Source organism: Rhodococcus shunpengi, from assembly GCF_048381395.1.
Lineage (GTDB): Bacteria > Actinomycetota > Actinomycetes > Mycobacteriales > Mycobacteriaceae > Rhodococcus.
The window spans coordinates 1-12,959 of the sequence record NZ_JBLWIU010000019.1 but is presented as its reverse complement, the minus strand read 5'-3'; the positions used below and the strand labels follow the sequence as shown (position 1 = coordinate 12,959).

Here is a 12,959-nt window from a genome sequence, read left to right as displayed (position 1 = left end):
AAATCGGGGCGGGTCGAACGGTGCGGCGTGTCGCGGCTCAGAGGCCGAGCAGCAGGGACAGTTCGGTGAGCCAGGGCACCGCCACGGCGATGGTGGGCACGACGAGGATGGCGGCGGCGGTGGTGTAGGCGGCGGCGGAGATCCCGAGGTGGGGGCCCGGTCCGGTGAGGCGCTGCACGCGCAGCACGGTGCTCGGTCCGCCGACGGCGAGGGCGCCGGTGGGGGTGTGGGCGCCGGCGCAGGCGACGAGGGCGCGGGCCAGTGGTGCGGGGCCGGTCTTGCGGACGGCGGAGTCGTCGGCGAGCAGCTCGACGAGCAGTTTCACCGAGCCGAGCGCCGAGCCGGAGCGCACGACGCGGGGGAACGCTTCGTAGACGGCGGTGAACGCCTCGAGGATGAGGTCGTGGCGGGCCCGCAGGTGGGAGTGTTCGTGGCGCAGGATCGCGCGCAGTTCGTCGTCGCCGAGGTTGTCGAGGGTGCCTTCGCTGAGCACCACCCGGTGCCGCAGCCCGGGCAGGCAGTAGGCGATGGGGTCGGCGGTGTCGAGGATCCGCACGTGCGGGTGGTGGCGGACGGCGGCGCCGCTCTCGCGGCGGTCGAGCAGGTCGACGAGCATGCGGTGGCGGGAGCGGCGGCGGCGGGTGCGCACCGCGACGCGCAGCATGGAGAAGGTCAGGCGGGCCCCGATGAACACGGTCAGGGCGAACACGATGACGTAGGTCAGCCACAGGGGCAGACCGAGGGCGTCGATCTCCTCGAGGGGGCCGGTGGTGGGTCGGCCATCGGCGCCGGGCGCGAGGAGGCGGGCGGCGATGGCCAGGCCGCAGGAGAACGCGGAGAGCACCGCCGCCAGCGCCACGGACTGCCACAGCACGAGGGCGGCCCGGGGGTTGCGGTGCGGCCAGGTGGCGCGGGCGAGCAGCCCCGGCACCGGACCGGCGAGGAGAAGCGCTGTGGTTCCGAAGAACAGCGCCGTGGTCGCGTTCATGACATCGAGTGTGTCAGCCGGCCCGCTCGGTGTCGTGGCCGGTGCTGTCGTCGCCGTGTTGCGCTTCGAGTTCGGCCAGCGCCGCGCGCAGGGCGGCGGCTTCGTCGGCGCCGACGCGGCCGACGAAGTGGACGAGGGCAGCGGCGCGGCCGGCGGTCTCGTCGGCCTGGTCGAGGGCGTCGACCATGAGGCTGGCGACGAGTTCGTCGCGGCCGTGCACCGGCAGGTAGCGGTGGGCGCGGTCGTCGCGTTGCTGGATGACGAGGTTCTTCTTGGCGAGGCGCTGCAGGACCGTCATGACGGTGGTGTACGCGAGGTTGCGTCGAGCCGAGAGGGCTTCGTGGACCTGCCGGACGGTCTGTGGTTCGGGGGTGGACCACAGGTGATCCATCACTGCGCGTTCGAGTTCGCCGAGTGCTGCCATGGGTCGATTCTACGGATTTCTCCGACGAATGTGCGTACTACCCCTAGTCGTAGGGTCTGACCTGCGGTGAGACCCTCGTCACCCCTTGTGAGGACCTCCGGCGGCGCCGTAGACGTGGCGGGTGCCGATGGGCACGATCAGCGGCCGGTCGGACACCGGATCGTCGATGACCGAGGCGTCGAGATCGAACACTTCGCGCAGCAGTTCCACGGAGATCACCTCCGAGGGCACCCCGGAGGCGACGACGCGGCCGTCCTTCATCACCACCAGATGGTCGCTGTAGCGCACGGCCAGGTTCAGGTCGTGCAGCACCATCACCACGGTGCGGCCGAGTTCGCTGTGCAGCCGGTCGACGAGGTCGAGGACCTCCACCGAGTGCGCCAGGTCGAGATAGGTGGTCGGTTCGTCGAGCAGCAGGATGTCGGTGCCCTGTGCGAGCGCCATGGAGATCCAGGCGCGTTGCCGTTGCCCGCCGGACAGTTCGTCGATGGGCCGGTCGGCGAGGTCGGCGATGCCGGTGCGGTCGAGGGCGAGGGCGACCTCGTCCTCGTCGTCGGAGGACCACTGCCGGAACCACGACTGGTGCGGGTGCCGGCCGCGGGAGACCAGATCGGCGACGGTGAGCCCTTCGGGGGCGACGGGGGCCTGCGGCAGCATGCCGAGGACCCGGGCGACCTCGCGGGTGCGCATGGTGGTGATGTCGTGCCCGTCGAGCAGCACGGTGCCGGTGCGGGGTTTGAGCAGCCGGCTCAATGCGCGCAGCAGGGTGGATTTGCCGCAGCCGTTGGGGCCGATGACGGTGGTGACGACCCCGGTGGGGATGGACAGGTCCAGGTCGTCGACGATGAGCCGTTCGCCGTAGCCGAGGCTGATGTGTTCGGCGACCAGCCGCGGCGCCGCGTGCTCGACCGGGCCGGGGGCCGGGGCGGGGGGCAGATGGGTGTCGGTCATCGGGAGACCTTTCGGTTGGAACGCACCAGCAGGTACAGCAGGAAGGGGCCGCCGAGCGCGGAGGTGACCAGCCCGACCGGCAGCGGCACCGGCAGGATGGTGCGGGCGATCAGGTCGGCGGCGACGACGAACAGCGCCCCGGTCAGGGCGGAGGCGATGATCGGGCTGCCCGCCGAGCCGACGAGGCGCAGGGCGATCTGCGGGGCGGCGAGGGCGACGAAGCCGATGGGGCCGGCGGCGGCGGTGGCGACGGCGGCGAGCGCGCACGCCGCGATGAGCAGCAGCGCCTGCTGGGTCTGCAGCTTGACGCCGAGGGAGCGGGCGGTGTCGTCGCCGAGGCGCAGCGCCCCGACGGTGAACGAGGCGGTCGCGGCCCAGCCACCGACGAGCAGCAGCGCGATCGCGGCGGGCACCACCTGGCTCCAGGAGACGCCGTTGAGCGAGCCGGTCAGCCACACCTGGGCGCGGCTGACGTCGTTGATGTCGGCGGAGACGAGCATCCACTGGGTCAGGGCGATGAGCATGGCGTTGATGCCGATGCCGATGAGCACGAGCCGGAAGCCGTCGGCGCCGCGCCGCCAGGTCAGCAGATAGATGACGGTGGCGGTGAGCAGCGCGCCGAGCAGCGCCGACATCGGCAATCCGAGGGTGGCGAGCAGTCCGACGATGGAGCCGCCGCTGGTGACGACGATCAGGGCCACGGCGGCAGCGGAGGCGCCGGCGGTGATGCCGAGGATGTCCGGGCTGGCCAGGGCGTTGCGGGACACCGATTGGGTGATGGCGCCGGAGACGGCGAGGGCGGCGCCGACGACCACGGCGGCGACACCGCGCGGCAGCCGCAGGTCGAAGACGATGAACCGGTCGAGGCGTTCGCCGCCGCCGAGGAGCACCTCGACGACCTGCAGGGGGCTCAGGGGGTAGTCGCCGCGGCCGAGGGAGATCGACAGCAGCACCGCGGTGGCCACGACGATCAGCGCGCACACGATGACCATGCGGGCGCGCCAGACGACGGAGACGGAGCCGAGCCGGAAAGCGGGCCGGCCCGGCACGCGGGTGGAGACCTGCACGGGCGAGCGGCGCTTGCCCGTCGTCGGTTCGTCCTTGTCGAGGGACGGGGTGGGGGTGTCGTTCACAGGGCCACCAGCTTCCGGCGACGGACGAGGGCGATGAAGAAGGGGGCGCCGATGAGGGCGAGCACGATCCCGACCTGCAGTTCGCCGGGGCGCACCACGATGCGGCCGACGACATCGGCGAGGACGAGCAGCGCCCCGCCGAGCAGCCCGGCATAGGGCACGAGCCAGCGGTAGTCGGGGCCGGTGATCGCGCGGGCGATGTGCGGGACGATCAACCCGACGAACGCGATCGGTCCGCATGCGGCGGTGGCGGCGCCGGTGAGCACGGTGATCGCGGCGATGCCGATCACCCGGGTGGTGACGACGTTGGTGCCGAGCGAGCGGGCGACGTCCTCGCCGAGGCTGAGCAGGTTCAGGGCCGGGGTGGAGGCGAGCGCGACGAGCAACCCGGCGACGATGAACGGCAGCACCTGCCAGAAGACGTCCATGCCGCGGCCGGCGACGGAGCCGACCACCCAGAAGCGGTAGCCGTCGAGGCTGGTCTGGTCGAGCAGCACGATGGTCTGGATCATCGCCTGCAGGAAGAACGCGACCGCCGCGCCCGCCAACGCGAGACTGAGCGGACTCGAGCCGCCGTTGCCGATGGACGCGAACCCGAACACCACGATGCTGGCGAGCGCGGAGCCGGCGAAGGCGAACCACAGATACTGCGCCGGGGTGGAGAGCCCGAACAGGTAGATCGACAGCACCACCAGGAAGGCGGCGCCGGCGTTGATGCCGAGCAGGCCGGCGTCGGCGAGCGGGTTGCGGGTGTGCCCCTGGATCAGCGCACCGGCGACGCCGAGCGCGGTGCCGACCAGCAGCGCGAGCAGGGTGCGGGGGATGCGCAGCGAATGCACGATGACGTCGGTTTCGGAGCCGTCGTTGACGACGAGGGCGTGGAAGACCTCCGCGAAGGTCATCGGGCGGGCACCGACGGCGATGCTGGCGAGCGCGCCGAGCACCAGCAGCACGAGCAGCGCGGCCAGGCCGAGCAGGCGCCGGCGGCGCAGGGCGGCGACGCTGCCGTCGGTGGGGCGCGGGGTGAAGTCGTCGTGGCGGGCGTGGCGTTCGGTGACGATTTCGGTGCCGCGGCGCAGCAGGGCACGGCGGGTACCGGCCGGTCCGGTGGTGGCGCCGTCGCGCAGCACGAGCCCGGTCCACTGCAGGCCCAGGCTCTGGCCGGTGCGGCCGGCGCGGTAGCCGTGGTTCCACCACAGCAGCCCGGCGGCCGCGGCCAGGGCGGCGCCGCCGAAGACGATGCGGTCGGTCTGGCCGCCGCCCTTGGCGTCGGCGAGGGTGTCGACGACGAGGGCGCCGACGAGCAGGGGGATGGCGAGGAGCGCGAGATCGCACAGGACGGCGGCGATCCGGCGGCCCGCGCGGGGCGGGGCGGTCGGGTCGGCGTCCGGTGGGGCGTGAGGGGTGACGGTCACGGGCGCGGGGTGCTCCTCGGGAAGGCGGTGGTGCGGTTCGGGTCGTCGCGGATCGTGGGGAACGCGAAGGCCTTCGGAGTTAGGTTACGGAATCCTATGTCTCGGCGGGAGTAGGGGGATGGGGTTGCGCACACCACCCCCGGATGCAATGGTTAGGCTTACCTAATCATGATTCACCGTCGATCAGGAGGTGTCGGATGACGACGCTGCTGCTGCCGCCCACGGCGGCACCCGTCCGCCCGTTCGAGGACACGCGCGCCCGGCTGCGCGCACTGGCCGCGGGAGCCCCCCGCGTCTACGCGGTGGCCTGTATCGACGAAGAACCCCGCCGCCGCTGGTGGTTCCTCGGCGGCGGTGAACGGCAGCAGCGCATCGAGGCGCTCTACGACCGCGCGCTGCTCGACACCGAGGACCCGCGCATCGCCGTCGAACAGGTCGCCGGTGCCCTCATCCACGCCGTGGTCGGTCGCGTCCTCGCCCCCTACGCCCTCGAGGGTCGCGTCTGGGATCCGGGGCTGGACAATCTGTGGCTGCACCAGGACAGCGACGGCTGCATCGACTGGGCCGGTCTCGCCGACGACACCCTGCGGGTGCTGCCCGGTGACCGCGCCGTCGGGGAGCGCGACGTGGTGATGCTGCCGTGCGAGCAGGCGATGGCGGTGTGGACCGCGCACCGCGCCGCGACCGCACTCAATGCCGTCCATCTCGCGCTGCGGTCCCTCGCCCCGCTCGACCGGAACCGGTTCTGGGGGATCGTCGGGCGCACCGTCGTCACCGGCGCCGCCCAGCTGCCCGTGCTCGGTGGCGCGTCGCGGCGCACCGCCGCGCGCCGCGGTCAGGCGCTGCTCGACGCCTTCGTCGCTGCCGGATATCCGGTCCGAGGCCTTGCCGGATTAGGGCAGCCTTCCCTATAATCGAATCGTTCCGGCTGCTGGACCGCAGCGGAGTCCTGAGGGCTGCAGTGACTCCCGGTCCATTCCCGCGGCGGGCCCCACGTTCTCGTGGGGCCCGCCGTCGTGTACCCGACGACTTTCGGCGTTCTCGGCTCGGATGCGGCTGCGCGGATCCGGTCCTGCCACCTGCCGTCGACGTGAGCACGATTGATGCGCTGTCCTGTGTGTGCCACGCCGTATCTCGGCGGAGACCTGCTCGCCGTCGCCGAATCCGGCAGCCGTGCCGAAGTCCGGCCCGATGCCGATTGGCAGCAGTGGGCGGCGGCGAAAGACGCCGTGACGGCGGTCTGCGCTCACTCGGATACCACCCCGGCGGCCCCGGCCGGGATGCGCACCGTGGTCATCGACGTGATCTGCACCCAAACGGTGCTGCACGCCAGCGGGCGCAGCACCCGCCTGACCCCGCAGCTGTGGCGCACCACCACCGTCCGCACCGACGACGGCTGGCGACTGACCGACTACCGATTCCAGCAGTAGAAGGGGCACACGACGATGGCACACACCAGACGTGACCGGCCCCGCACCTCCTCCAGTGCGGACGAGATGTTCCTCAAGGCGTTCCCTGCCCTGCTGGTGGCGGCCTATCTGCCGACGATCGCCTACAACACCGGTGGGGGAGCAGACCCCACCTGGAACCCGATCGGCCTGATCTTCGCACTGGGGGTCGGATCGACGAGCTGGCCGACCGGGGCAACCATCATCCTCGGTGTCGAGCTGGTCCTGCGTGCGGCGGTCGTCGGGGCCGGATGGTGGGTGCTGCGCCGGTTCGGTGCCATCGAGACAGTGCAGGGCAAGCAATTCGAAAAGCGCATCGACCGTCTGGCTCGCACGATGGTCGATCCGCGGGAGGTCGATGAGGCCGACCCGAAGTACCTCGCCGCCTCCACCGACCGGCTCGCCCCGGCCATCTCACAGACTCATCCCGGCTATCTCGGTATCCCCCTCGGACACACTGTGGTCGGAGGCCGCACCTTGCACATGACCTGGGAATTCGTGGCGATCGCTTTCGCCGGTGCCCGCATGGGCAAGTCGGCATCGTTCGCTATCCCCGCGATCTGCCACGCCCCGGGGGCGGCGCTGGTGGCGTCCAACCGCGGCGATGTGTACTCGCACACCGTCGGTATCCGCCGCGAAACGGGGCGGGTGTGGGTGTTCGACCTGCAAGGGGTGAGCACCGGTAACCGGCAGCAGCGGGCAAGCTTCTGGTTCGACCCGCTGCGTAACGTCACCGACCTGCCTTCTGCTGCGGCGGTGTGCGGTTACTTCATCTCCGCTGCCACCGACGCCGGTGCGCGTGTCGATGCCTACTTCGACGGCAACGCCCGCGATCTGTTCGCCTCCTACCTGCTCGCCGCTGCCCTGGTCGGCGGGGACATCCGGCATGTGGTGGAGTGGCTGACCAACACCCAGTCGCAGATTCCCCCGGCCGTGCTCGAGCAGTACGGCTACCCGGAGCTGGCCCGCACGATGCGCGGCAAGCAGGCCGTCAATGCCAAACAGCGCGACGGCTTCTACGACATGGCTCGCCGCTTCCTCGCTCCGTTGGACGAGCCCCGATATGCCGAAGCGGTCCTGCCGAACCGGCGGGTGGTGATCGGCACCGACCAGTCCGGCAGGGTCACCATCAAAGACGGTGAGCACGTCCACGACCTGCCGGAGTTCATCTCCGCCGAGTTCGTCACCCGCACCGACACGATGTATGCGCTGTCCAAGGACGGCCCCGATTCGTCCTCGGCGATCTCGAGTGCTCTGGTCGGGCAGATCCTCACCTGCGCCGAGGAATACTCCGAGCAGCAGGAATCGGAGCGGAGGCCGATCCCGCTGACGGCGGTGCTCGACGAGGCTGCCGACATCTGCAAGATCGAGGACCTGCCGCGGTGGTACTCGCAATTCGGTGGCCGCGGCATCATCCTTATCGCCTTCTTCCAGTCCCCCTCCCAGGGTGAGAAGGTCTGGGGACGCGAAGCGTTCAAGTCCATGGTCGATGCGTGCAGTGTGATCTGGTACGGCGGCAACGTCGAAGACGATGCGTTTCTGTCCGGTCTGGTCGATGCGGTCGGCACACACTACGTCGACACCGAATCTCGAAGTCGCGGCGCCGGCTTCTTCTCCAGTAGCCAGGCGAGCGTGTCGAACAACTGGCAGAAGGAAAACATCTTCGAAAAGCGGGACCTGCGGGCCCTGCCGAAAACCCGCGCCCTCGTGACGATCGGCGGCTCCACCCCGATCCTGATCCGCAAAGCGTTCTGGGGGAACTCACCGTTCGCCGATGCGATCCGCCAATCCAAGCAGGAGAGCAAGCAACACGCACCGGCCCAGCAGAAGGCCCTGCCCGTCGGTGAATCCGAACGCCCTGCTGTGGTCGCCGACATGGTGGTGCCGTCCCAAGAACAGGCCGACACGGCGCCTATTCCCCACGAGCCCACGCCCGAGACTTCTCGCGCAGACCGGCTCTTCCACTCCGAGTTTCTGACAAAGGACTGAACATGGTCGAGGTCAATATCGCAGCGGCCGACGAATGGGACACCGACAACGAAGCACCGGACGGTGACGACTACGAAGAGGAGCTCGAGCCGGACCAGTACGAAGATGAGCCGGACCAGTACGAAGATGAGACAGACGATGCCGCCGATGAGTACGAAGACGAGGCAGACGCGCCTCCCACTAAGGAACCGAAGTTCGTCAATGTCATCGAGTGGGTCAACGGCTTCTTCCTGCCGGTGATTCGCCGCCGGATCAGCGACAACGACGGCGGCCTGTCTTGGGTGTGATCTTCGGCGAAAGGTGGCACGGTTCTGAGCGGTGAGAACGGCATGGCCCCCGGGGCGCAGCGGCGGGCAATGATCAGATCCACCTCTCGTACCGGTCGGCGGGCATCAGCTTCGGGAAGAATTCCCTTCGTAGGGCGCGGATCAGCGCGATGTAGTTCCCGCCGTCGGTGCGTGCGGCAGTTGCAAGGCTCTGGAACGTGCCCCGCAGCGGATCGAATGCAAACGATTCGGAGGCATCTCGCACCGCGTACATCGCGATGCCCGGCGCCGGAGCCGGACCGTTCTCAGGGATTGTGGTGTCGATGGTGGGGTCGTCCTGGAACGCCTGCCACAGCTGCTCACGTTCGTCGCGGCCGAACGGGGACGGCAACGTCCGGTTGCCGTCCTCGAGCGCATCCAGTGCCGGCGCGATCCAATCCCTGTCGGCGATGCCGGCGATGGTGAAGGCTCGTCGGACAGCCCAGACGGTAATGCGCCGAAGTTTCGGCTCGCGAGCCCTCGCGATCGCGTCCGCAAGCGCGCGATCGACACCGGCGAGGTCGATCGCCTGGGGGCATCGGCTCAGTTTCTCGGACGGCGGTCTCCCACCCCATCGGATGGCCTCCTGTTTCGCCGCCTCGGCCATCTTCTCGTAGCCGACCCTCAGGTAGACGGTTGCGTCGGCGGCCGGATCGGGGTCCCACCACGTGCGGGTCGGATGTTCGACGATCTCCTGCTCCCAGGCACTGTCCGTCTTGTGAAGACGAACCATCCCGTGGGGCCGATTCACCCGCCATACCTGCACCAGATACTCCTCGGTGGGCTCGTCGACCTCGAGAGCCCAGTGCGTGTCCCGACCGCGACCGGACACCCGGAACCGATACGACCCGCGGCCGATGGCCAGCCGGCCGAAGTCGGGTAGCTTCTCCCCACTGAGGGTGATCACGGCGAATGCCCTGGTCACCTTCACCGTGGCTTCCTCGACGACCTCCCACGCGCACCGATCGGCGTGGAAAGCCGGCTCGTTGTCGCAGACCTCGACGTGTCAACGACACGGGACCGTAGGCGATGCCGGTCATGACCGTGGCGAAGTTCTGCCCGACCTCGATGACGCTGCCGGTCTCCGACGGTTCGTAGGTTTCCGCGGTCACAGATCCCAGGACGAACTGATGATGGTCCGCGACGGCCACGCCGGATTGGTTCATCAAGGCACGGTAGCGCACGAGGCTGCACCCTCTCCGACACCAAACGGGTGAGCAGCCGCCCCGATCGGTTCCATCTCGGGTAGGAGCGGCAAGCGGCAGCTACTGACCGAACGTAGAGCGCAGACGTGCGTTGATGAGCTCGTTCACGCGCGTGCGCATCCGCAGGATCGTCTCGTCGTCCGGTACCGGCTCGTCGACCGTCAGTATCCAGCACACGGTGGTGCTGCTGCGCCGGGATCCGGAGAGCTCGAACCGGATCCGTGCGTCGCGACGCCACGGCCAGATCGAGGTCCACACCACCAGATCCGGCTCGACAGCCTCGACGACCTCGGGGCGTTGTTCGTCCTCGTACAGAATCAACCACGGACGCCTCGGATCACGGTCGGGGTCGATCAGCGCCTGGTAGACGATGTGCGGCGGGGGCGGCTGGGTGCGCCGCCGGCGCGCGATTTCCGGCATATCGCACCCTAGCGTTTCTTGTGTCTCGAGCCGGGTCTGCCCTGGTGGTCGTCGCGGTAGGTTCGTCGGCATGGACACCGCCGAGCACGTGCTGGCCGCACCCCGGGGCCGGCGGTTCGCCGCCCACCTCGGCTATGCGTGCAGCACCGACGAGCGAGCGAGCAACTACCGCGAACCCCTCACCCGGGCAGATGCCCTCGACGTCCTGGCCGCCGTCGACGCCGAAACCGTCGCGCAGTTGTCTGAGCTCGACGTGCTCGAAGCGTTGGGCCGGGCAACGGATTTCGCGCGGTACTGGCAACCGCCGGACGAGGAGGACCTCTGGTTCGGCGATCCGGCTATCGTCGCGGCCCTGCACCCGGTCGTCGAGGCGGTGCTGGCCTGCGACCATGCCCGGTGGTGGAGCACGCCGATGGATCCGACGTGCCAACGAGCAGTGCAGAAGCGCTACCCCTCCACCGAGGAATGGTCCGAGACGTTCTGGAGCAACCAGGACCAGGACGCCGACCTGACCGCCTGGCGACGGCATGTCCTCGACGACGAGGATCGGTTCCGGCGCTTTCTGGACGCCGAACCCGAGCGCCAGACCAGCGGCGAGTGGTGGTCCACGCCGGTCCCGAGCAGAATCCGGGTCACCAGCCGCGCACGACAGAATCTGGGTGCGGTGGAGTTGCTGCTCGCCGAAGACGACATCTCCGACGGTCGCCACGCCCGGGTGTGGCCGGTGCATGTCGACGACTCGGCGCGGGTCTACGAGATCACCGGCCCCGACGCCTGGACTCACCTCGTCGACGCGTATCCCCTCGCGGTGCCGGCGTCGCGGCGCTCCGACTGGTACGAGGCCACCGGCAAGCATCTGCAGTGGTACCTGCCGGACTGGGCAGCGGTGAGCGTCGACTACGACGCGGTGCACCTGACCGTTCTCGGGTATCTCACCACCCCCGGGCTGGCGCTCCCGTTGACCACGCACACCGGGGCCAGTGTCCTGGCCGGATGGGATCCCGACGCTACCTTCTGGCTCGACCCGCGCCTGGTCCGAGTCGACGGCCGACCCGTCGAATGGCACCGCACAGGCGACACACCCTGGATGCCGAGATCAGCAACATGAACACCACGCTGGCCCCTGCGAATCCGGCGCCATGATGGACGATTGGCTTCGATCGGCCTGCTCGTTGCCGTGCGTGCTGCTGGGCACTTCGCTCCGCTCCGAAATTCCTCGATCGCTCAATGCTTTTCGAGTCCGTCCCGAGCGGAGAACACGGACTCGGTCGACCCTCCAGCACTGGGCCTGGTCAGGTTCCCTCGAGCGGACGCGAACCGGCTCGGGGTTTGACTACTCCCAGTACGGCGGCTCGCGTGCAGGACCGTCGAGTACTGCGTCGATTCGCTGGTCGGCCACGATGCGGTCGATTGCGTTCGCACTGGCGCCGATCGTGGCGAAGTGCGGATCGACATCGTGGGTAATGCACCAGGCACGGTCTGCCGGCCAGATGAAGGCGGGATCAGGCGAGTCGCCGTACGGCCACCGCGCTGTGTCGTCGCTATTCCAGTGTGCGTAGTCCGCCAGCGTGCCGCGGAACAACCAGTAGACGCGATTGGGGATCGCGAAGTTGGGCGCCGAGTTGATGGTCGTGGTGCCCCACCCTTCCCACAGGCAGAAGTAGCACTCGTCTGGTGTGGTCGTGTATCGAGACAGAACCTCTACTGCCACGCCGATCTGATCCTTCTCCGACAATGAGGTTTTCTCACCAGGCGGGGGCTTGTAGGTGAAGAAGCACGAGGGCGGCAGCGGTTATCGTGCCGATCCTCCACGGACACAGACTGATTCGTTGTAAGGCCTTCCAGCGGGTCTTCAGCAGGGCATTCGCACGTTCCGCCGGAGCGCGCATCGCGGACAGAAGTGTGTTGCGGCATCGAGTGCCGGCATCGAGGTCGCGGCCCTTGGTCGGCGTGTGGACACCGATCCCGGCACCGGTGTAACCCTTGTCGGCAAGGGTGGGCATCCCGCCGGTGGCGGCCTCATAGAGGGCGCCGAGGACTCCGCCGAGTCGAGCAGCGGTGATGTCGTGAACCGAGCCGGGTTCGACGTCGGAGACCCAGACCGGGTAGCCGGTCGGGTCGGTCAGGACCTGGATGTTGCCGCCGTGTCGGCGGTGTTTGCCCGAGTACCACAAGTCGTGTCCGGCTTCGGAGCGCTCCCGGCATCGGGTCGCGGCGATCAAGGTGCCGTCGAGTCCGACGTGTTCCCACCCGGATGCACTCCCATGGGCGAGGACCTCGTGCAGGTCAGGGGCGTGGGCGGCGATCACGTCGATGCCTTCGTGTAGGTATCGGTAGGCGGTTGCCGGCGAGATTCGGGCATCGCGCGCCAGGGCGGCGACGTCGGTGCCGTCGCGGAACCAGCGGAGCACCATTACCGCCTGGACGTAGACGGTTGCGGCCCGCTGCCATGGTCGGCGGTCGACTCGGGTGCGATGCGCGGCCAGGGCACTGGCGACGAAGGCCAGGGTGCGCTCGGGCACGTCGAGCGTGGCACGATAGGAAATCACGTGGGGTCCTGCTTCGGGATTGCTTCTTGGTCGAAACGATCTCTACCAGGTAGGACCCCACGTCCTCATCTCACGCCACACCGCCCGAATGTCCCCGGCCGCCGTCAGCGAACTCCTGGTGAGAAAACCTCA

The 12,959-nt window shown here is 69.0% G+C and carries 13 protein-coding genes and 1 pseudogene; 5 read left to right on the top strand and 9 right to left on the bottom strand.

Annotation, left to right across the window (positions count from 1 at the left end):
• Positions 1–37: 37 nt before the first annotated feature.
• From ACNJ7K_RS11960 to ACNJ7K_RS11940, 5 genes are all read right to left on the bottom strand, one after another.
• Positions 38–988 (bottom strand): M56 family metallopeptidase, encoded by a 951-nt coding sequence (locus ACNJ7K_RS11960; RefSeq protein WP_120282937.1) that lies wholly within the window; start codon positions 986–988, stop codon positions 38–40.
• A 13-nt stretch (positions 989–1,001) separates the two neighbouring features.
• Entirely contained in the window at positions 1,002–1,412 is a 411-nt protein-coding gene (locus ACNJ7K_RS11955) for a BlaI/MecI/CopY family transcriptional regulator (protein ID WP_120282935.1), read from the bottom strand.
• 78 nt (positions 1,413–1,490) lie between these two features.
• Positions 1,491–2,363: an ABC transporter ATP-binding protein gene (locus tag ACNJ7K_RS11950; RefSeq protein WP_016694284.1), complete on the bottom strand. Its 873-nt coding sequence runs from the start codon at positions 2,361–2,363 to the stop codon at positions 1,491–1,493.
• A complete protein-coding gene (locus ACNJ7K_RS11945) occupies positions 2,360–3,496 on the bottom strand; it encodes a FecCD family ABC transporter permease (RefSeq protein ID WP_230791753.1) in 1,137 nt (378 codons plus the stop codon). The genes ACNJ7K_RS11950 and ACNJ7K_RS11945 overlap by 4 nt, the downstream gene beginning before the upstream one ends.
• Positions 3,493–4,911, bottom strand: a complete 1,419-nt coding sequence (locus ACNJ7K_RS11940) for a FecCD family ABC transporter permease (protein WP_487041742.1) — start codon at positions 4,909–4,911, stop codon at positions 3,493–3,495. The genes ACNJ7K_RS11945 and ACNJ7K_RS11940 overlap by 4 nt, the downstream gene beginning before the upstream one ends.
• A 197-nt stretch (positions 4,912–5,108) precedes the next feature.
• On the opposite strand from ACNJ7K_RS11940, the gene ACNJ7K_RS11935 reads away from it, so the two are divergent.
• The 4 genes and pseudogenes from ACNJ7K_RS11935 to ACNJ7K_RS11920 all read left to right on the top strand — a co-directional run bounded on the left by ACNJ7K_RS11935 (position 5,109) and on the right by ACNJ7K_RS11920 (position 8,635).
• Positions 5,109–5,825: a hypothetical protein gene (locus ACNJ7K_RS11935; RefSeq protein ID WP_487041741.1), complete on the top strand. Its 717-nt coding sequence runs from the start codon at positions 5,109–5,111 to the stop codon at positions 5,823–5,825.
• Between the two features lie 207 nt (positions 5,826–6,032).
• Positions 6,033–6,341, top strand: a pseudogene (locus tag ACNJ7K_RS11930) (hypothetical protein); the annotation flags it as partial.
• A 15-nt stretch (positions 6,342–6,356) separates the two neighbouring features.
• Entirely contained in the window at positions 6,357–8,348 is a 1,992-nt protein-coding gene (locus ACNJ7K_RS11925; protein ID WP_487041740.1) for a type IV secretory system conjugative DNA transfer family protein, read from the top strand.
• 2 nt (positions 8,349–8,350) lie between these two features.
• Complete coding sequence (locus tag ACNJ7K_RS11920) at positions 8,351–8,635, top strand: hypothetical protein (protein WP_241386898.1); 285 nt, start codon at positions 8,351–8,353, stop codon at positions 8,633–8,635.
• Positions 8,636–8,708: 73 nt separating this feature from the next.
• On the opposite strand, the gene ACNJ7K_RS11915 is transcribed toward ACNJ7K_RS11920, so the two are convergent.
• Both ACNJ7K_RS11915 and ACNJ7K_RS11910 read right to left on the bottom strand, forming a co-directional pair.
• The gene (locus ACNJ7K_RS11915) at positions 8,709–9,584 is read right to left on the bottom strand and encodes a transposase (protein ID WP_241386897.1); all 876 of its coding nucleotides are present in this window, start codon (positions 9,582–9,584) and stop codon (positions 8,709–8,711) included.
• Positions 9,585–9,918: 334 nt separating this feature from the next.
• Positions 9,919–10,278 (bottom strand): hypothetical protein, encoded by a 360-nt coding sequence (locus tag ACNJ7K_RS11910; RefSeq protein WP_241386896.1) that lies wholly within the window; start codon positions 10,276–10,278, stop codon positions 9,919–9,921.
• 70 nt (positions 10,279–10,348) lie between these two features.
• On the opposite strand from ACNJ7K_RS11910, the gene ACNJ7K_RS11905 reads away from it, so the two are divergent.
• Complete coding sequence (locus ACNJ7K_RS11905; protein WP_487041739.1) at positions 10,349–11,386, top strand: hypothetical protein; 1,038 nt, start codon at positions 10,349–10,351, stop codon at positions 11,384–11,386.
• A gap of 225 nt (positions 11,387–11,611) precedes the next feature.
• Here ACNJ7K_RS11905 and ACNJ7K_RS11900 read toward each other — a convergent pair whose 3' ends face one another.
• Positions 11,612–11,989, bottom strand: coding sequence for a hypothetical protein (locus ACNJ7K_RS11900; RefSeq protein ID WP_487041738.1), 378 nt, complete (start codon positions 11,987–11,989; stop codon positions 11,612–11,614).
• 34 nt (positions 11,990–12,023) lie between these two features.
• A complete protein-coding gene (locus tag ACNJ7K_RS11895; protein ID WP_263510442.1) occupies positions 12,024–12,827 on the bottom strand; it encodes an IS5-like element ISRhosp9 family transposase in 804 nt (267 codons plus the stop codon).
• Positions 12,828–12,959: the final 132 nt, after the last annotated feature.

What these genes read in the sequence shown, in the direction of transcription:
- ACNJ7K_RS11960 (WP_120282937.1), bottom strand. Translation starts at nt 988, where the DNA reads ATGAACGCGACCACGGCGCTGTTCTTCGGAACCACAGCGCTTCTCCTC.
- ACNJ7K_RS11910 (WP_241386896.1), bottom strand. Translation starts at nt 10,278, where the DNA reads ATGCCGGAAATCGCGCGCCGGCGGCGCACCCAGCCGCCCCCGCCGCAC.
- ACNJ7K_RS11955 (WP_120282935.1), bottom strand. Translation starts at nt 1,412, where the DNA reads ATGGCAGCACTCGGCGAACTCGAACGCGCAGTGATGGATCACCTGTGG.
- ACNJ7K_RS11920 (WP_241386898.1), top strand. Translation starts at nt 8,351, where the DNA reads ATGGTCGAGGTCAATATCGCAGCGGCCGACGAATGGGACACCGACAAC.
- ACNJ7K_RS11905 (WP_487041739.1), top strand. Translation starts at nt 10,349, where the DNA reads ATGGACACCGCCGAGCACGTGCTGGCCGCACCCCGGGGCCGGCGGTTC.
- ACNJ7K_RS11950 (WP_016694284.1), bottom strand. Translation starts at nt 2,363, where the DNA reads ATGACCGACACCCATCTGCCCCCCGCCCCGGCCCCCGGCCCGGTCGAG.
- ACNJ7K_RS11925 (WP_487041740.1), top strand. Translation starts at nt 6,357, where the DNA reads ATGGCACACACCAGACGTGACCGGCCCCGCACCTCCTCCAGTGCGGAC.
- ACNJ7K_RS11935 (WP_487041741.1), top strand. Translation starts at nt 5,109, where the DNA reads ATGACGACGCTGCTGCTGCCGCCCACGGCGGCACCCGTCCGCCCGTTC.